The following is an 18316-nucleotide window of genomic DNA, read 5'->3' as shown; positions in this document are numbered from 1 at the left end:
TTTACGGCACGTATATCCGCCCCGGAATCCATCAGATGCGTTGCAAATGAGTGACGAAGAACATGAGGGCTTCGCTTTTTCTGCGTGCTCACGTCCAGAAGTCCCTTTTCCACAATTCGCTCTATCTGCCTTCGGGACAAGCGCTTACCCTCTTTATTGATGAAAATCGGACTGGAAGAAGTCACTTCAGCCGGATAGAACCGGGAATATTTCCGGAGTGCTTCTACTGCGGATGAAGTAAGAGGTACTATGCGCTCCTTTTTCCCTTTTCCCAGCACTCTTACGGTTTCTCCTCGCATGTCTATGGAATCGAAATTCAAACCGTGAAGCTCAGAAAGACGTATTCCGCTTCCATAAAAAAACTCCATTACCGTAAAATTTCGCAGGGTTTCAAACTTATTCTCTGAAGGGGGTTTTATCTTCCCGGTCTGTTTCTGGGTAAGGAAGACAGGGAGCGGTTTATCAAGTTTTGGTGTAGACACCGCTTTAGACGGGTTGGTCTGAAGAAGACCTTTGCGCACACAAAATCTGGAGAAACTTTTCAGGGCAGCGATTTTTCTGGCAATTGAGCGGGGGCGCTGTCCCATGTTGCTTAATTGAAACATAAAAGTCCTGAAGTTCTGTTTCCGCATTGCGCCCTCAACTGTGAGAACGATATTTTTCTCCTTCAGGAATTGAAGAAATTGCAGGAGATCCCGGTTGTAGGCTTCGATAGTATGTTTAGAAAAGCCCCGTTCTTTTTCTACATACTCCAGGAATTTTTTAATCGTTTTATTTAGTTCTGATTCCATTACCTGTTCCCTGAAACACCGAATAATAAACTATATTTAGAAATCTATCGGAAAAAGGAGAAACAGTGGTAAAAGGGATTATTCTGGCAGGCGGATCAGGTACAAGGTTATATCCGGTAACCATAGCTGTGAGTAAGCAGTTGATGCCTGTTTATGATAAGCCGATGGTTTATTACCCACTCTCGATTCTGATGCTTGCCGGAATAAGGGAAATCCTTGTTATTACAACTCCTGAAGACGCCGGGAGTTTCAAGAAGCTTCTGGGGGATGGTTCGCAGTGGGGTATTTCGCTCCAGTACGCCCAACAGCAAAAGCCCGATGGGCTTGCACAAGCTCTGATCATTGGGCGGGAGTTTATCGGCAATGACAGGGTCGCTCTCATTCTGGGTGATAATATATTCTGGGGCCATGGACTTGTCTCCAACCTCAAGCTGGGTGTAAATCAGCCATGCGGAGCTACTATTTTTGCCTATCAGGTAAACGACCCCCACAGGTACGGGGTAGTCGAACTGGACAAGGACGGCAGAGTCTGCAGCCTCGTAGAGAAACCCTCAGCTCCCAGGTCTAATCTGGCTGTGACGGGTCTCTATTTTTACGACTCCCGGGCTCCTGAAATCGCCGCATCTCTTAAATTCTCACCACGGGGTGAACTGGAAATAACAGATCTGAACAAGGCTTATCTGGAGCTTGGGGAGCTTGAAGCAGTGCTGCTGGGGCGGGGAATAGCCTGGCTTGATACCGGTACACATGAATCTATGCTTCAGGCATCGGAGTTTGTGGAGATGATCCAATCGAGGCAGGGACTGAAGGTTTCAAGCCCAGAGGAGATAGCATTTCGACAGGGGTATATCACGGCTGACCAGCTCTTTGAACTGGCTCGCCCGATGGAAAAAAACAGTTACGGAAAGTATCTTATGGACCTGGTGATCCGTTCCGGAGTAACGGCAAATCCGGGCACCAAGTAAAGTATTGTCAGGCAGTCAGGACAGCAATGGAGTTCATACAAACCGCTTTTGAAGGGCTTTTTCTGATCAAGCCCGCAGTTTTCAGAGATCACAGAGGCTTTTTTCTTGAATCCTGGTCAAAGGAAAGTTTTCTTTCAGCCGGAATCGATGCTGACTTTGTTCAGGATAATCATTCAATGTCGTTGAAAAAAGGAGTTCTCAGAGGACTTCATTTCCAGGATCCGCCTTTTGCTCAGGCAAAGCTCGTTCGAGTAATAAGGGGCGCTGTCTATGATGTAGCAGTAGACATCAGAAGGGAATCACCGACTTTTGGTAAATGGCTGGCTTATGAACTGAGTGCGGAGAATTTTCTCATGATGTACATTCCCAGAGGTTTCGCTCATGGCTTCTGCACACTGACTCCTGATACCGAGTTTCTGTATAAAGTTGATAATCCTTATTCACCGAAGCATGACAGGGGTGTACGGTGGGATGACCGTGACCTTGGAATCACCTGGCCTGTGCAGGACCCTGTAATTTCAGATAAAGACGCCAGACTTCCTTACTTTAGGGAAATAACCTCACCGTTTTAAATGATGGAAAACAGAAGGCATTCCAGACCGCCGCTCCACAGAACCATAGCAGCATCAATTGGCTATTCGGTTTATTTTCTTTCTTGTGCCTTTTATTTTCTGCTCTCACCTCTGTTTCTGCTGCTGTCATTCAACCCTGCTTTGATGCGCAGGGCATCAAAGTCTGCTAATAACCTGTTTCTTTTTTTCCTTACCAGGATATTTCTTCCTTCACTTCGCATTTACAAAATTGTTGAGGAACCGTCGTTTGAAAGCCTGGAGAAAGATTCTCCGGCGATTTTTGTGGCAAATCACAGAAGTCGTCTCGACGGACCCATGCTTCTTCCACTGTTGAAAAACACAGGAGTACTGATGAAGACAAGTTATGCACGCATGCCTGTGTTTTCCTTTTTTGTCAAACACCTGGATTTTGTGAGTGTAGACTCGGAATCGGTTGCTAATCTGGCTGCGGCAATTAAGAGATGCAAGGAACTGTTCAGAAATGGTTCCCGTCTGCTGATCTTTCCTGAAGGTGCACGCTCCCGCTCTGCACGGATGTTGCCATTCAAGGATCTGGCGTTTCGCCTTTCAGCGGAAACCGGTTTCCCGGTTGTACCTCTGATCGTACACTGCGATCATCCATTTATGGCAAAAATGCCTGGAAGCCTGGTGCCGCCTTTCAGGATGAAGTTTGTTGTCAGGAGCCTGCCTCCGATGCTGCCGGAAGAGAATGAAAGACCATCAGATTTTGCAGAAAGGGTGAGGAGAAGGATGGCTGAAGAGATACGAATTCTTGACAAAGGAACTGTCTGGGAAATCAAATCCGGCAAGGAGCGAGCAAGATGAAAGAAGCAAAATATGATCTTGATCAGATTCTTAAAATCCTCCCGCACCGCCCGCCTTTTCTGTTTGTTGACCGGGTGATAAAACTCATTCCCGATCAACTGATAGTTGCCGAGAGGGAGATTCGTCCTGACGAACCGCATTTTGCCGGCCACTTCCCTGGAACACCAATTATGCCGGGGGTACTTGTCACCGATGCCCTGGCGCAGACAAGCGGCCTGCTCTGGGGATTCTCCAGAATAGAAAAAGGGATAGAACCATCAGGAAAACCGGAGATCTTTTTCCTTGCCGCAGCCAGCATGAAATACACTCATCCTGCTTCTCCGGGTGATACTCTCCGTATGACTTCACTTCCGGACCGCGCCTTCGGTTCTCTTCTGTCATATACGGTAGAAGCTTCTGCGGGAAGAAATCTGATCGCAAAAGGAACTTTGACACTTGCAATAAAGGACCTCAATTGAAGCTGCTCATTCTCAAGTCTAATCCCAGAAAAGAAGGCTTTACAGAACATTGCGTAAAGTTGTTTATCGAGGGTGTAAAAGACGCCGGGGTTGATCCGGAGATAATCGACCTCACCAGTATTAGTATGGATAGTTGCAAGGGATGCTTCAAATGCTGGACAGTTACTCCGGGAAAATGTGTCCAGGAAGATGACGTTGCCGGATTGCTGCAGAAATTTCTTGAATGTGAGGGCATTGTGATGGCTTCCCCGCTGTATGCTTACGCTGTAAGCAGCAGCCTTAAGAAATTCCTGGAGCGCACACTTCCTCTCCTTGCTCCGGGAGTAAATCTCAATGATGCCGGCAGAGACCATAACAAGCTTAGATATCCGGATAAGGGACCCCGTAAAATGGCTGTGATTCTTGCCGGTGGCCTGAAGGATTCAAGCCACTGCGCAGGAGCTGTTGAATCACTGCGGCTTTATGCTGAGGGTTTCGGGATGGAGTTCTGCGGGGCGCTCATTCGTCCAGAATCGTTTTTTATCCAGTTTGTTGATACCAAACCCAGAACGATCAAGACAATTGAGACCGCTTTTGTGAAAGCCGGAAGAGTTTTTGCCACAGAGGGAATGATAGGGGAGACGATCAGGCATGAGGTCAATCTGCCGCTTGCACCTGACCTCAAAGTCTTTGAAAACTACTCCAATGTCTACTGGGAATATGCAAGCAAGGGATATGACATGGAGGAACTTCGCAGGTTGACCGAAGATGATATCCGCATTATGATAAGCGAAATGGCTCTGAATTTCGATCCTGTCATTACCAGGGATGTCCGCAATGTGATCCAGTTCAGTTTTCCTGACAAGGGGATGGATTTTTATTTGAAACTGGACATGGGGAAGTGTACTCATGGAAACACAGCACATGATTCCCCGGATCTGACTATTATCTGTTCAAGTGTGGTCTGGACCGAGATAGTCCACAGGAAAAAGGATCCATTGAAGGCCTTGACAACAAGGGAGCTGGTTCTTAAAGGTGATAGATCTCTTTTTCGTAAACTGCCGAGATATTTTCCACCACCGAGCAGTTAATCAGGCGGCCTTTTTACCATTCAGGGCTGAAGTATCTGGTGGAGCCGCAGAAATGATCCTTTCGATTTCCCCGTGTTCCAGAGTTTCGTGTTCCAGAAGGGAAGCGGCGAGGAGATCCAGTTTGCCACGATTTTGAGACAGGATTTCCAGGGCGCGGTTTTCCTGCTCAAGGATGATTCGCTGGACTTCCTCGTCAATGATTCTTGCCGTATATTCGCTGAAATCGCGAGGTTGGGCGAGCTCTTTTCCCAGAAAAGGATGCTCTTCCGCCTGGTTGAAGGTAGCCGGGCCAAGCTTGTCGCTCATACCCCATTGACAAACCATCTTTCGTGCGATCAGAGTGACCTGTTTGAGATCTTCGGCTGCTCCGTTTGTCAATTCATCGTAAACCAGTTTCTCAGATGCCCGTCCGCCCAGGGCCACAGCTATACGGGCAAGGAGATATTTACGGGAGAAATTAGACCGGTCAGCATCAGGAATCTGCTCTGTTGCACCCAGCGCCCGTCCCCTGGCAATTATTGTCACCTTCTGCAGCGGGTCGGTTTCAGGAAGAAGCTTTGCCATTAGTGCATGCCCTGCTTCATGATATGCCACTACCTCCCTGTCACGTTCACTGAGTTTATCTTCCCTTTCTGCTCCAAGCAGGATTTTATCCTGGGCTTCCTCGAAATCTCTGAATTCAACTTTGGATTTTCCTTTGCGCCCCGCAAGCAATGCCGCCTCATTGACCAGATTCCTAAGATCGGCTCCTGAGAAGCCCACTGTACGAGCAGCGATATTCTCCATCTTTACCGAACTGTCAAGAGGAACATTCTGGGCATGAATTTTAAGAATCTCCACACGGGCGCTTTTCTGAGGCAGATCGAGGGTTATCTGTCTGTCAAACCGACCGGGACGGGTAAGGGCAGGATCAAGCACATCGGGCCTGTTTGTAGCCGCTATTACTACCACTGATTCATGCGCCTCAAAACCATCCATTTCAGTGAGAATCTGATTGAGTGTCTGTTCCCTTTCATCATGACTGCCCCCCAGACCTGTTCCACGCACCCTTCCCACTGAGTCAAGCTCATCAATGAAAATAATGGCAGGGTGCTCTTTTTTTGCGTTCTCAAACATGTCTCTTACTCTCGATGCACCCACTCCTACAAACATCTCTATAAATTCAGAGCCGCTGGTGCTGAAAAACGGCACTCCCGCTTCACCTGCAGTAGCCCTGGCCAGGAGAGTCTTACCTGTTCCCGGAGGACCCATAAGAAGCACTCCCTTGGGGATTGTGGCTCCAAGGGCGGTAAATTTCCTTGGATCTTTAAGGTATTCGACAATCTCCTGCAGATCAAGCTTGGCATTTGAGAGTCCGGCCACATCGGCGTACTTAACAGATGACATCTCCTTGCGAAATCGTTTTGCTCTCGACTTGCCGATCCCGAAGATTCCTGTCCCAGGCATGCCTTTCATCTGACTCGACAAACGCTTCCCGGCCCAGACAAAGTATCCTACGAGAAAAAGCCAGGGGAAAAGAAGCACTATTAAACTCATCCACCACGATGCCCCATCGGCATTCTCCGCCTGAATAATAACCCCGTTTTCCTCCAGAAGCTCTATCAATCCCGCATCATCGAGCGACGGCATCACTGTGGAGAAATATGCGTAAGATATTGAATCGGCACCAACATAATTCCCCTCGAAATTTCCAAGTACCTCCCTTCCCCTGAACACCACCTCCTTGACATTACCATCCCGCAACTGCTGCTTGAAAACAGAATAGGGAATAGCAATCCTCTCTTTTACAGAAAAGGAGCCGAAAATATAGAAAAACAGTATGGTAAGAATAGTACCCCATACGAGAAATCTCCAGAAAGAAAACTTCATCTCCGGCTGCCCTGGACTGGTTGGTTTCTCTGCCATGCTTTTGCCTTTTTCAGGGTGGATATCTTCTTTTCTTTTAAGAAGCAAACAACATGCCTCGGCAACAATCACTTATTCTTGTTAAAACTCTTTGGTTCCGCTCAGGACTGCAGGTCTCTGACCCACCTTATTATCCAGTCCTTTACATCCTCGTAAACCTCCTGCGATACCTCATCGAGACTGTGTGACCCACGGTAGATTTTAAGCCTGCGGGGCTCCCTGGAAAGAGAGAGAATATGTTCTGATGAGGATGGAGGGATTATCTTATCCTCCGACCCGTGAATCAGAAGCAGTGCACATCTGGGACCAAGTTCCGAGGCTGATCCGGCACCATAGCTCTGTGATGAAAGAGCGACAACGGCTGACACGGATGTGTGCATCGATGCGGCCCTGATCACTACCGCTCCCCCGAAAGAATGACCGATAAGCCCTATGGAGTCGATGCTCAGGGAGCGAAGAAACGAAATCCCCGCTGCCACATCGTAAACTGAATCATCGAAATTGTGAGAATTACGGAACTGTATTCGTAAACTGGAAAATCCCTCGTCAAGAAGATCCGCTCCCAGCCTGTGGTAAAGACCCCTCGCCGGAGTATCAAAATCTCCTCCTGCCCCTCCCACCATTATGGAAGCCATCTTCGTCTCCGCAAGGGAGTAAAAACGGGTCTTTATCTCTCCCCGGGGGGTAACAAGTATAACCTCCTCATACCCCTCCGCAGATATTTCTCCCCTTATAACCTCAAGAATTGTTGCAGGCTGAACCTCATCTCCATTCTCATAACTGTCTTCCATAGTAAAAGCCCCTCCTTCTTTTATATTGAAGCAAATAGACTACCGGAAAAAGTGCGCCCTTAAAGGAGAATTCATCATGAAAACCACTCCTGCCAGAGAGCAACTGCTTGAAGCCAGAAATAAAACGGTCAGTGATATAATCGCTGCTGGTCTCAAGGTCCTTTTCTGCGGAATCAACCCGGGACTCTACTCCGCAGCGGTAAATCACCATTTCGCACGCCCGGGAAACCGGTTCTGGCCTGCTCTTTATCGCTCCGGTTTCACCCCTCGCCTCTATCATCCATCAGAGGGAAACCTCCTCCTTTCATCAAAACTGGGAATCACCAACATCGTTGCCAGAGCTACAGCCAGTGCCGATGAAATAAGCAGAGAAGAACTGGAAGAGGGGGGAAGGAGACTGGCAGAGAAGGTAAAAAGGTATAAACCTAAAGCTGTGGCGATTCTGGGCCTGGGGGCCTATAGAAGCGCTTTTCACAACCCGATGGCCCGACTGGGACTTCAGGAGACAAAACTGGGGGATACTCCAGTCTGGGTTCTTCCAAACCCCAGCGGCATCAACACACGTTACAGAATAGAGGACCTCGTAAGATGTATGGAGATGTTGCGTAAGTGGGTTGAAGAGATTTCGCGTGGAAATTTCTGATCTTTGTCCTCTGATAACTGGATTCCTGTTTTCACAGGCATGACACCTTGGGGCTACATTGATTCCTCATATACACTTTCTCTCCTTTAAGTGCCATTCCTGTGAAAATAGGAATCCAGAATTATCCTCCAGATCCTCTAGCACTTCTCCTCTCCCGGGAAGCGGGGACGAGGGTCGCGCGAACCTTCAGAAGGTATTCTCCATGCGGGATATTCCCGTTCAATAGAGACAGTCTTCTGTTGTTTAACAATGTCAAGCATTTCGAGTAATCTCTGATCGACCCGCCAGTGGAAAGTATCCTGCTTGTCAATATTTCCCGCAGGCGTTCCTGTCAAAAGCTCGATCGCCTCATCGACATCCTTTACTGCCCAGATATGAAATCTGCCGTCACGCATGGCATCGAGAATCTCATGTCTCAGCACCAGATGCCTTACATTGGACTGGGGGATGCATACGCCCTGGTTACCTGTGAGTCCTATCTGTTTGCAAACCTCATAGAACCCCTCTACCTTCTGAGTAACTCCTCCCACAGCTTGAATCTGCCCCCACTGGTTGACAGAACCGGTAATGGCGATGTCCTGACGAAGCGGGATGCCGGCAAAGGCGCTGAGAAGGCAGACCAGTTCCGCTACTGTCGCGCTGTCTCCCTCTATCAAACCATAACTCTGCTCCATCGCCAGGCTGGCAGAAAGGGACAAGGGGTGCTTTGAGGCATATTTGTTTCTCATGTAGCCTTCCAGAATAAGAATCGCCTTATCAAAGCTGCTGCCGCTGAGATGACTTTCCCGTTCGATATTTATGATTCCTGCTGCTCCTACACCTACACTGGCTGTTATCCTGGATGGCCTTCCAAAAGCGTAATCTCCCAGTTGAATTATACTGAGACCATTTGCCTGCCCAATCCTTAAACCATCAACACCTATAAGCAGCGTTCCATTGGCGATTAACTCCCGCATCTTCTCTGCAATAAGATTGGAGCGGTAAATCTTCTCTTCCACTGCCTTTCTTACATGCTGAACACCTACCATTTGAGCAGATTCTTTCCGGGCCCAGAAATCTGATTCACGGATGATATCCGCGACCCGGCTCAGTTCTGAGGTGATTTTTTCCTTTTCTCCGGCCAGCCTTGCTCCGATTTTGACAATCTCAGCTACGGCATGGGGATCAAAGGAGAGAGTGGAGTGTTTTTTCCTTTGCGATTGAACGAAACGGCCTATTAGAAGCTCAGGGTTATTTATCTGGTCCAGTTCGGGTGCAAACTCCGCCTTTACCTTGAAGAGTTCCGGAAAATCTTCATCGTAAAGCTGAAGCAGGTGATAGATAAGGGGGGTCCCAACCACAACAAGCTTGACCTTTATCTGAATGGGCTCGGGGCGCAGCGATGAAGTGGAGAAGACACCGAAAGGATCGTAAATGTGGTACTCCAGTTCACCGCTCTTCAGTGTGCTTTTCAGCTCTTTCCAGACAAGAGGCTCTATCAGTGCCTCCATGAGGTTAAAAACCAGGTAACCTCCATTTGCCCGCAGTATGCTTCCGGACTTGATCTGCAGAAAATTTGTAAAGAGACGGCCTGTGCGGTCGAAAGTTCCGGTGATAGTCCCGAAAAGATTTTTGTAGTTTGGCGATTCCTCGATTATTACAGGAGCCCCCTTCAGTTCGCTGTTGTCAACGACAACGTTGATAGCGTAATCACTGAAGGAATCATCGGGGGGTACAGCGCCGATAAGTGATGCCAGAGCCTGCTGCTGACCCGACTCCCGGGTGCGGAACCGGTTGAGGTTCTCTATCATGTGTTCCTTTATGCTTGCGAGCCATTTTTGCAGCTTTTCATTTTGGTACTTGTTGATTATCTCATCGATTGCCGGACTGATCAGGCGTGAGGCGAAATCACGCTCGATCTTTCGTACCTCATCCCTGAGCTTCTGCCCGATCTCCCTCTGGCGGTTTATCACCTCAGCCACCATCCTGCTTACATCCTGCTGGTCATTGGAGAGGTCATCTTTTTCCTGCTGAGAGAGTGCCTCGAATTCTTCGGCGCTCATGGGGCGATCACCCTTTTTGGGTATAAGCACAATACGCCCATCGGGGGTTTCCTGCAGAAAGAGATTTTTTTCCATGGCCATGCGGTCCAGTTTTTCGAAAGCCTCCTTGCCCATGTATTCGTACTGTTCGGTCAGACGCATCTTCTCTTTACTGAAATCTTCCTGTTGAAAGGCCCTGGGTACATCCTCTTTGAGCCTTGATACAAGCTCCTCCATATCCTTCTTCAGTTCTTTCCCTTTTCCGGGCTCGATGGAGATGGCCAGGGGACGGTCCTCCTGCTTGAAATTGTTGACATAGATCCAGTCAGGGGGGACGGGACTTTTCTCAGCTTTGTCTAAGAGAAGCTTTTTCACCATCGCCTTCTTCCCCATACCACTCATCCCTGACATATAGATATTGTACCCGGAGGCATCTATTCCAAGCCCAAGTTCCAAAGCTCTCACAGCCCTTGGCTGTCCCACTATCTCGTCCAGAGGCTCCAGCTCATCGGTACTGCTGAAGTCAAGCCGGTCATACTGTATCGATGGTTCCGCGTCCTGCGGACTGAGTTCAAATCTTTTCTGAAAATCTGTCATCTTTTCCCCCCGCTTTTCAGGAGCCTTTTCTTGGGAAGTTCTATTCTGTAAACTCCATCTTCAAAACTGACCACTGCTCTGTCGGGATCAACGGGGCCGGGAAGTTTGACTGTGCGGCAGAATCGTCCCCTGGCCCTCTCTGTCACAAGGCTTTGTCCTTTATTGACAGAAAACATTGTCTGCCGTGTCCCGCAGAAAGTAACCGAATTCTCATGGATATCCATCTGTACATGCGCGCGGCTTATTCCAGGGAGATCCGCCACCACCACAAAAGCTTCCCCGATATCGTATATGTCAATAGCCGGGTTCCATGATGGTTCCACAACACTCCACCGGGTGTGGATCAACTCTGTAAAAGCAGCCTCTATCTCGCTTTGCAGAAAACCGCTTCTTCTGATCCTGTGTCCTGATCTCTCCATCTGCTTACCTCTGTTCCCATCGACTGTTTAATAACGGCTTACCGGAAACATATCTCCGTGCGCCTCCAGATCCCGAGGCCTCTCTTCTTGGAAGCCCGGTTTTACCGGGCTTGATTTGGCTGGAGGCGGCATTAATGCCGCCGTAAATGGTATTTTGTCACCCTGCCGCATTATTTCCTCCAGGCATAAAGACACCCTGTTCTTTTTACCTGCAAAAAGAAATCCATAAATCGATTTTCACGGCAGGATCTTTGCTAAAATTTGGAAAAGGAGAACACATGGGCAGCAAAATTGTCAAATCTCCGGTCACTCTTATTCCATTCAAGCCCTTTGATGAGGAACTTCTTCAATGGCTCGTGGTTGAACTTCCATCCAGAATCGGTGTGAAAGTCTCTGCAGGACCATTTCAGGAAAATCCAGGGTTTGCCTTTGAAAGACGCAGAGAGCAGTATTTCGGGGATGCTCTCCTTGCTTTCCTGAGGGAAAAGCAGCACTCAATCCGAGGAACTCTTCTGGGATTGATCGATCAAGACTGCTATACCGGCAACCTCGGTTTTATCCTCGGACAAGCTGTTCTCAAGGGCCATGAAGCTATCGTCGCCACAAAACGGCTCAGACAATCCTTCTATGGCTTTCCGGAAAACCCAGGCCTCTTAAGAGAACGACTCCTGAAGGAGGCCATGCATGAGATCGGCCACACCTGGGGACTTCCACACTGCCCCGACTCCCATTGTGTAATGCACTTCTCAAGCTCTTTAAACGACACAGATATCAAAGAGGCTAAATATTGTGACCATGACCGTTGATTAATCTGATTAAGAAATGTCTTGAACTATGATTAACCTGATTAAGATGATTAATGATTATTTGAACATAGAAATAATAGCCATAATAGCATAGTAATCTCAGACTCAGTACACACTTTCTCTCTTAAAGTCCCCTTTGGGGGATTCAGGGGGCAGGAAAAGACTGAGAAACGGATGAACTTCACGATCTGTAAAATTTTTATAAATATCAGGCAAGAAAAATTCCCTCTTGTTTACTTTAGAGCCCAATCTTATATTTCTCCTTTGTTTTACTCTCCCATCTTTTTTTCTCGCATTTGATTAAAAATTCCGCTTAACTTTCAACAGAACTGGAGAAGTGTATGAGACGGCTACTTTTTTCTGCTTTTCTCTTTCCATTTCTCTCTTTCCTTTTCTGTGATTCACCTGTGGACCCCTTCAATAATCCGGCAAATTCGGGCGTGGAGATAACAATTGTAAACTCATCCGGAGAAAACGGTTCCACAGTAACAGATTCTGCCGGAAAAGCCCTGGTTCTGGAGATTACACCTCTCATTCCGGAATTTCTGGACTCACTGGCAATCAAAATAACCAGAAACAATCTTCCTGAAACCACAATCATCATATCAGAAAGCAAACAACTGAAATCGAAAATAGAGATATCACTTGAGTTTAAAGATGCGGGGGAGAGGGGAGTGGAGATGATTGTGTTCAGGGATGGGGCTCCTGATTTAAGGAAAACCGCAACCATTCTGATACTGGGCGATCAGTCTCCTGTAATCAGCATAAGTGGTCTGGAAGAGAAGAAAGATACCCTTAATGTAAAAGAGGGGGAGAAGCTTATTATAGATGTGGATGTGCAGAGTCCGGACAGCAGCGATTCGATTAGTGTGAAATTTCTATTTCCCGATGATATCGAGGGATGTGAATTTATTTCAGACAGCTCGGAGAGAAGATTTACCTGGACCCCATCATTTGATTTTACCTATGGTTCAGAAAAAATCACTATCGGACCCTTCTTCTGCATTGCCTGCAATGATGATACAGAGCCATTGTGTGACAGCTTTCCTTTCTTTATATCAGTCAGTGATTCCAATGCCGCTCCGCTCTGGAAAAAGTCCAGGGTTGTTCTTGATGGAAAAGAACTGGATACACTGAGGTACTCACTTTCTGATGCATTTAAGGGAGATCCCGATGGAGACAAGGTCACTTTCAGAGCTTCCATGGGAAAAATTAACAAATCGGACTCATCGTGGTTCTGGGTCCCGGGCCGTGATGACAATGGAAGCGTCATCTGTTCGGTTTATGTAATCGACAGCTATGATCCCCCCGATTCATCACTGCTGCAGATAGTAATCTCCGTAGCTGATTCCAAGCTGCCTCCTGAAATCAGCATAAGTGGTCTGGAAGAGAAAAAGGATACCCTGAAAGCAAGAGAGGGGGAGGAGCTTATTATAGATGTGGATGTGCAGAGCCGTGACAGCAATGATTTTATCAGTGTGAAAATTCTGTGTCCCGATAATATCGATGGATGTGAATTTGATTCAGACAGCCTGGAGAGAAGATTTACCTGGACCCCACCGTTCGATTTTACCGGCAGTTCAAAAAAACTTACAATCGGACCGCTTCTCTGTATCGCCTGCAATGATGATGAAGAGGCATTATGTGACAGTTTTCCTTTCTTTATTTCTGTTGGAGATTCCAATGCCGCACCGCTTTGGAAAAAGTCCAGAGTTGTTCTTGAGGGAAAAGAACTGGATACCCTGAGGTACTCACTTTCCAGTGTATTCAAGGGAGATCCCGATGGAGACAAGGTCACTTTCAGAGCTTCCATGGGAAAAATTAACAAATCGGACTCATCGTGGTTCTGGGTCCCGGGCAGTGATGACAACGGAAGTGTCACCTGTTCGGTTTATGTAACAGACAGCCATGATCCCCCCGATTCATCACTGCTGCAGATAGTAATCTCCGTAGCTGATTCCAATCTGCCTCCTTCATTCATCTCCCTGCCCGAAAGTCTTTTGATATCAGAAGGAACAGAAAGGAAAATCGCGCTTCTGGCAGAGGATCCGGAGGGAGAAAAGCCAAAAATTTCCATTAAAGCTCCTGACCCTCAACCTGCCTGGATAGATTTAGCAGAGGAGGATGGAAAGAGTTACCTGGTATTTGATCCCGATTATAGTGTTGTTAAACAAAACAGCACCCTGAATCTTGTTCTGTTACTCAGTCTTACAGATTCGATCAATACTGTTGAATCTGCCATAAGTATTGAGGTCAGGAACACCAACAGAAAGCCATCACTTAAAGACCTCCCATCAGAGGCATTGCAGACAGGCAGGAGTGGCTGGGTTACTGTTAATACTGAGGATCCGGACAGTGATGATGTGGCAGTAAAGCTGATCGATCCCCCGAAGGGAATAAGTTATGATGGTATATCAAAAAAGCTAAGCTGGTTTATCGATCGGAGCAAGTTTACCGAAGGTGATACTCTGGATATACTACTGAGAGTCAGTGATGGTGAGGATTCGGTAGAGTATAGATGGAGGCCGGAAATTTCTGCTCATGTCTGGGAATACAGGTGTGACGGGCTGAATAAAGTAAACGACCTGGTAACTGCACTGGATTCAACAGTGGTTTATTATATGTATCAGTATGGAGGGGTAGTGATGTACAGGTCTGAAGATGGAGGGAAGACATTTCCGGCGAATCCGGAATTCAAATTCGGTGAGGGTTTCTACATTCCCAGAATCGCTGTTCCCCTTGCAAATGGTAGAATATATGTATGCGGGAGTTACAGGGGATGGTCCTATAACACTTGCTATGATACAAAAATTAAAGATACGGTTAATTACTTTGACGAAGGTCTGGTTATAAGGACTTATACAGTTGACCCCATAAATGAGGGGGTATATTTTGGGGGCTACACAGGTGATTACCAGTTGTTCTATGATGGTGACTTAAAGAGGCTTATCCCCTGCATCAGTTTTGACTGTGACACAGCAATAGGCAAATATGGACCTATTGTAAGGGACCTGGAGGTAGCGGGCAGAGGGATTCTTTTTGCCGCAACCGACAGCGGCTGTTATCGGAAAAGCCCATCGTCTTCCTATTACTGGGATAGGGTAAGCTCTATGCGCTTTGGGTTTGAGATAGAGTCTGACAAGGACAACGGAGATACTCTTTACGTGATCGATAGTACTGCCGGAATAAATGGGCTTTACATGTGCAAAAATGGTCTTGAAAAAAGTATCAGTCTTACCAGAGTACAATTACCTGTGATACCAAACCGCATTTTTATGCTCGATTCCAGATGCGGCTGGATAATCGATCCCTCAGGAACGGTCTATTTCACCAATGATTGCTTTGCAAGATGTAATAAGGAAGTTTTTAAGGACCGTAACGGAAACGAATTGCCGATAAGGGAGATTATCGTTGCGGCAGATAAAAAATCGGTGTATGCGGTAAGTGAAAACGGGACTCTGTTTGGATATTGAATATTAAAGTATTAGAAAATTGTAGGGGCCGTGTTACGGGCCCCTAAAACCACTGTTGAAGGTAACGAATCATTATTCATGTAATAAGACCATCACGGGCAGGAATACAAGCGACATACCAGGGAGGAACGACGACGAACGGGCCGCGATCGACGCTGGTTGCGATAATGGATCGATTCTAATTCCGATACCGATACCGACCCCGAACAGAATAGTAATGTAATGGGAAAGTGTTTCCCAGAAATAAAAAACCCTCGACAGTTTTTCAGGTACTATGTATCTTATAGCCGGAAATATGTGATACCAAGTTTAAGCGCTAAAGGAGAATCCATGGGTCCAAGGTTCTTTTCAGCACTCTGTTTATCATCCCTCCTCTTTTCTTCCCCGCTTTTTGCTGCGGGCGATTTTTCCCCGGAAGATTACAAAAAAGCCCTCTGGATGACTACCCGCTTCTACGGTGCCCAGCGCTCCGGTATCGGACCCAACTGGCTTATCATGGAACACCCAAACCCCGAATACAGAACCAGTTTTACAAGGGATGCGGATGGATCCTGCAACCTGGAAGGGGGATGGTTTGACTGCGGCGATCATGTACTCTTCGGACAAACCTTCTTTTACTCCGCCTATGTTCTGGCTAAAGCTTATGAATCATTTCCCACCGGATTTCATGACCTCTACAATGGCCGTGATTATTCAGACTACATGCAGAGTGGAAACTGGGATATATCCGGCGGTACTCCCAATGGTATCCCGGACCTGCTTGAGGAACTGAAATACGCCACCGACTGGATAATAAAGGCTACTCCCAACTCCAGCACGTTTTATTCACAGAAGGGGAATGGAGATTTCGACCATAAGCAGTGGGTGACAGCAGGTAAAATGTCTACTCTTCCGGTAGAGGAGGGGGGAGAACCTAGGCCGATTACAAAAAATCCCAACGACGGGGCGATGCCGGCATTTGCATCTGCAACCCTTTCAGTAATGTCCAGGATTTACCGGAAGTATGACCCGGAGTACGCTGATCTCTGCCTCCAGCACGCCCGTTATGCATTCTCTTACGCAGAGTCTCACAAAGGACAGTCAACCGGATCGGGCGGCTATTATGGATCAAAGCCCAACCCGACAGCGGATTTTGTAACAGCAGCAGCAGAACTATACGCATCAACAGGTGAGCAGCAGTACCGCGCTGCAGCGGAAAACAACAAATCATCAGCAGGGAATCATTATTACACCTTCTGCTACAATAACTGTGATGATGTGGCACTTTACTGTCTGGGAACTACACTCAGGGATGAGGAAGCGATGACTAATCTTAAGTCATGGTATGTTGATAAATACAAAGATGCAGGAACCGGTGAAGCGGGACTCAGTACTCTGGGTGACGGCTGGGGATTTCTGCGATACCCTGCAAATCAGGCTTTTATTGCCGCCCTCTATTCCAAAGCTAAAAATACAGCCGATTATGATCAGTTTATCTTTAATCAGGTCGATTATATAATGGGCAGTAATGATGCCGAAAACTCCTTTATAGTTGGTTTCTGTTCCGGATGTACAAAGTCGCCTCAGTGGCCGCATCACAGAAATGTTTACCTCAATGATAATAATGACATGGAAACTCTGACCGGAATTCCTGAACGCAACCGTCAATTCGGCTACCTGGTGGGTTTCACCAGGGAAAATTCAAGAAACTTCCAGGAGGCTGTAGATAAGTATACTCAAACCGAAGGTGGAATCGACTATAATGCCGGACTCGTAGGTGCACTGGGCTATATAGTATCCAAGACTGATCCGGCGGATACAAGCAAGATGGGTACTTCAGCGATTTCGGGAAAAAAGAAGTCTGAGGGGAGAAAGAACTTCAAAATAAGAGTAGTTGAAAATGTCGTGACGATCGATCTGAAAGAGGTATTTGAAATTTCAGAGGTGGCGATTTATGATTTTTCCGGGAGAATGGTTCATTTGAAAACCAATCCTGGCAGCAGTTTCACACTGAACACTTCGAGATTGACTCCGGGAATGTATCTTCTCAGGTGTAAATCGGGTAAAAATGCGTATACTGCTCACTTTCTGGTGGATTGACTTTGGTAGAAGTGGTGGTATTGGTTTCTTGCCACCCCCCTCACCTCTCCGCCATTCCCGCGAAAAACGGGAATCCAGTCCTGATGTTGAGAGGAAGAACCCCCGCTGGAAGCGCCCCCTTAATAAGGGGGATAAATGGGGAGAGGCAGTGATAAATACTGATCACTCCAGCGGGAACAGTGTGTCTGGTGTGGTAACTGTCCTTGCTTCATGCAGTTTACCGAGATCCCATTTGTACAAGCATTCCCCATCTGCTGCAACAAATGATATGGGATCTGTAGTCCATGCTGTTGCAGTAACATCATTATATTTATTAAAGGTTCTTCCCATAAATACCGGTTCACCAAAAAAGAAGGGATTGTTTTCGTCAACCGGAAGAGCGACAAAGAATGGCTGCCGTCTACCGCCAGGGCCGAGATTACCGTATTGATCTGTGGCCATGTCCTCATGACCGAAAACAAGCCACTTGCCATCAGGTGAAAAGGAAAAACGGCCATACTGCTTAATAACCAGAGGTGGAAGAAGAGATAATGTATCTGTGTGGATCGGGATATACTGCTTGTTTGTGTCAGTGATGTCCCAGCGGAGAAGATAGAGTGCGTGGATAAATTCAAGGTGATAAAGGGAATCTTCAATCATTTCAAGTTCTGGGGTGATTTCCATACTACGATATTTACTCCAATCGGTATCTTTCCCAATCTCTACTACCAGACCGAAAGGTAGGGTAGGATGAATGATCATCTCCTTGAGTTTACGAAAGTTATCACTGTTACGGTTGAATATTTCCACAAAAGGGTGTATGGAAGATTTCAGGTCGGCATCATGGCAAAGCAGTTTGTTTGATGCGCTATCATAGGTAATTATCTTTCGGTCATGCACAATCCAGGGTTGTTTAAATGGA

At 47.1% G+C, this 18316-nt stretch carries 15 protein-coding genes; 9 read left to right on the top strand and 6 right to left on the bottom strand.

What is annotated here, in order from left to right:
• A partial coding sequence (locus GX089_14165) for a tyrosine-type recombinase/integrase (GenBank protein NLP03635.1) occupies positions 1–791 on the bottom strand: 791 nt, incomplete at its 3' end.
• A 65-nt stretch (positions 792–856) separates the two neighbouring features.
• Here GX089_14165 and rfbA point away from each other — a divergent pair.
• From rfbA to GX089_14140, 5 genes are read left to right on the top strand one after another with little or no spacing between them, the layout of a single operon-like run.
• Positions 857–1756, top strand: a complete 900-nt coding sequence (rfbA, locus tag GX089_14160; GenBank protein ID NLP03634.1) for a glucose-1-phosphate thymidylyltransferase RfbA — start codon at positions 857–859, stop codon at positions 1754–1756.
• Between the two features lie 26 nt (positions 1757–1782).
• Positions 1783–2328 carry a dTDP-4-dehydrorhamnose 3,5-epimerase gene (rfbC, locus tag GX089_14155; GenBank protein NLP03633.1) on the top strand — a complete coding sequence of 182 codons (546 nt, stop codon included), beginning with the start codon at positions 1783–1785 and terminating at the stop codon, positions 2326–2328.
• Positions 2329–3153, top strand: a complete 825-nt coding sequence (locus GX089_14150; protein ID NLP03632.1) for a 1-acyl-sn-glycerol-3-phosphate acyltransferase — start codon at positions 2329–2331, stop codon at positions 3151–3153.
• Positions 3150–3611, top strand: coding sequence for a hypothetical protein (locus GX089_14145; GenBank protein ID NLP03631.1), 462 nt, complete (start codon positions 3150–3152; stop codon positions 3609–3611). The genes GX089_14150 and GX089_14145 overlap by 4 nt, the downstream gene beginning before the upstream one ends.
• Positions 3608–4681, top strand: coding sequence for a hypothetical protein (locus GX089_14140; GenBank protein NLP03630.1), 1074 nt, complete (start codon positions 3608–3610; stop codon positions 4679–4681). Before GX089_14145 ends, GX089_14140 begins: the two co-directional genes overlap by 4 nt.
• Here the strand turns inward: GX089_14140 and hflB are convergent, their stop codons facing one another.
• Both hflB and GX089_14130 read right to left on the bottom strand, forming a co-directional pair.
• Complete coding sequence (hflB, locus tag GX089_14135; protein NLP03629.1) at positions 4682–6586, bottom strand: ATP-dependent zinc metalloprotease FtsH; 1905 nt, start codon at positions 6584–6586, stop codon at positions 4682–4684. It lies immediately after the preceding gene.
• A gap of 101 nt (positions 6587–6687) precedes the next feature.
• Positions 6688–7377 carry an alpha/beta hydrolase gene (locus tag GX089_14130; GenBank protein NLP03628.1) on the bottom strand — a complete coding sequence of 230 codons (690 nt, stop codon included), beginning with the start codon at positions 7375–7377 and terminating at the stop codon, positions 6688–6690.
• 76 nt (positions 7378–7453) lie between these two features.
• Between GX089_14130 and mug the strand changes: the two genes are divergently transcribed.
• On the top strand, positions 7454–8020 hold the full coding sequence (gene mug, locus GX089_14125) for a G/U mismatch-specific DNA glycosylase (GenBank protein NLP03627.1): 567 nt from the start codon (positions 7454–7456) through the stop codon (positions 8018–8020).
• 137 nt (positions 8021–8157) lie between these two features.
• Here mug and GX089_14120 read toward each other — a convergent pair whose 3' ends face one another.
• Together GX089_14120 and GX089_14115 are read right to left on the bottom strand one after the other, a co-directional pair.
• Complete coding sequence (locus GX089_14120) at positions 8158–10638, bottom strand: AAA family ATPase (protein NLP03626.1); 2481 nt, start codon at positions 10636–10638, stop codon at positions 8158–8160.
• Positions 10635–11057, bottom strand: coding sequence for an Hsp20/alpha crystallin family protein (locus GX089_14115; GenBank protein NLP03625.1), 423 nt, complete (start codon positions 11055–11057; stop codon positions 10635–10637). Before GX089_14115 ends, GX089_14120 begins: the two co-directional genes overlap by 4 nt.
• A 278-nt stretch (positions 11058–11335) precedes the next feature.
• Between GX089_14115 and GX089_14110 the strand changes: the two genes are divergently transcribed.
• The 3 genes from GX089_14110 to GX089_14100 all read left to right on the top strand — a co-directional run bounded on the left by GX089_14110 (position 11336) and on the right by GX089_14100 (position 17415).
• Positions 11336–11863, top strand: a complete 528-nt coding sequence (locus tag GX089_14110; protein ID NLP03624.1) for an archaemetzincin family Zn-dependent metalloprotease — start codon at positions 11336–11338, stop codon at positions 11861–11863.
• Positions 11864–12204: 341 nt separating this feature from the next.
• The gene (locus GX089_14105; GenBank protein ID NLP03623.1) at positions 12205–15336 is read left to right on the top strand and encodes a hypothetical protein; all 3132 of its coding nucleotides are present in this window, start codon (positions 12205–12207) and stop codon (positions 15334–15336) included.
• 330 nt (positions 15337–15666) lie between these two features.
• The gene (locus GX089_14100; protein NLP03622.1) at positions 15667–17415 is read left to right on the top strand and encodes a T9SS type A sorting domain-containing protein; all 1749 of its coding nucleotides are present in this window, start codon (positions 15667–15669) and stop codon (positions 17413–17415) included.
• 162 nt (positions 17416–17577) lie between these two features.
• Here the strand turns inward: GX089_14100 and GX089_14095 are convergent, their stop codons facing one another.
• On the bottom strand, positions 17578–18294 hold the full coding sequence (locus tag GX089_14095) for a hypothetical protein (protein NLP03621.1): 717 nt from the start codon (positions 18292–18294) through the stop codon (positions 17578–17580).
• Between the last annotated feature and the right edge of the window lie 22 nt (positions 18295–18316).

Origin of the sequence: Fibrobacter sp., from assembly GCA_012523595.1 — a bacterium.
In the GTDB taxonomy this organism is placed as follows: Bacteria; Fibrobacterota; Chitinivibrionia; order Chitinivibrionales; family Chitinispirillaceae; genus JAAYIG01.
The sequence above is the reverse complement of the archived record's forward strand: the minus strand, read 5'-3'. Positions and strand labels throughout refer to the sequence as shown.

Bases quoted from the DNA above. Each gene is read 5' to 3' on its own strand.
- rfbC (NLP03633.1), top strand. From the start codon at position 1,783: ATGGAGTTCATACAAACCGCTTTTGAAGGGCTTTTTCTGATCAAGCCC.
- GX089_14150 (NLP03632.1), top strand. From the start codon at position 2,329: ATGATGGAAAACAGAAGGCATTCCAGACCGCCGCTCCACAGAACCATA.
- GX089_14145 (NLP03631.1), top strand. From the start codon at position 3,150: ATGAAAGAAGCAAAATATGATCTTGATCAGATTCTTAAAATCCTCCCG.
- hflB (NLP03629.1), bottom strand. From the start codon at position 6,586: ATGGCAGAGAAACCAACCAGTCCAGGGCAGCCGGAGATGAAGTTTTCT.
- GX089_14130 (NLP03628.1), bottom strand. From the start codon at position 7,377: ATGGAAGACAGTTATGAGAATGGAGATGAGGTTCAGCCTGCAACAATT.
- mug (NLP03627.1), top strand. From the start codon at position 7,454: ATGAAAACCACTCCTGCCAGAGAGCAACTGCTTGAAGCCAGAAATAAA.
- GX089_14120 (NLP03626.1), bottom strand. From the start codon at position 10,638: ATGACAGATTTTCAGAAAAGATTTGAACTCAGTCCGCAGGACGCGGAA.
- GX089_14115 (NLP03625.1), bottom strand. From the start codon at position 11,057: ATGGAGAGATCAGGACACAGGATCAGAAGAAGCGGTTTTCTGCAAAGC.
- GX089_14110 (NLP03624.1), top strand. From the start codon at position 11,336: ATGGGCAGCAAAATTGTCAAATCTCCGGTCACTCTTATTCCATTCAAG.
- GX089_14105 (NLP03623.1), top strand. From the start codon at position 12,205: ATGAGACGGCTACTTTTTTCTGCTTTTCTCTTTCCATTTCTCTCTTTC.
- GX089_14100 (NLP03622.1), top strand. From the start codon at position 15,667: ATGGGTCCAAGGTTCTTTTCAGCACTCTGTTTATCATCCCTCCTCTTT.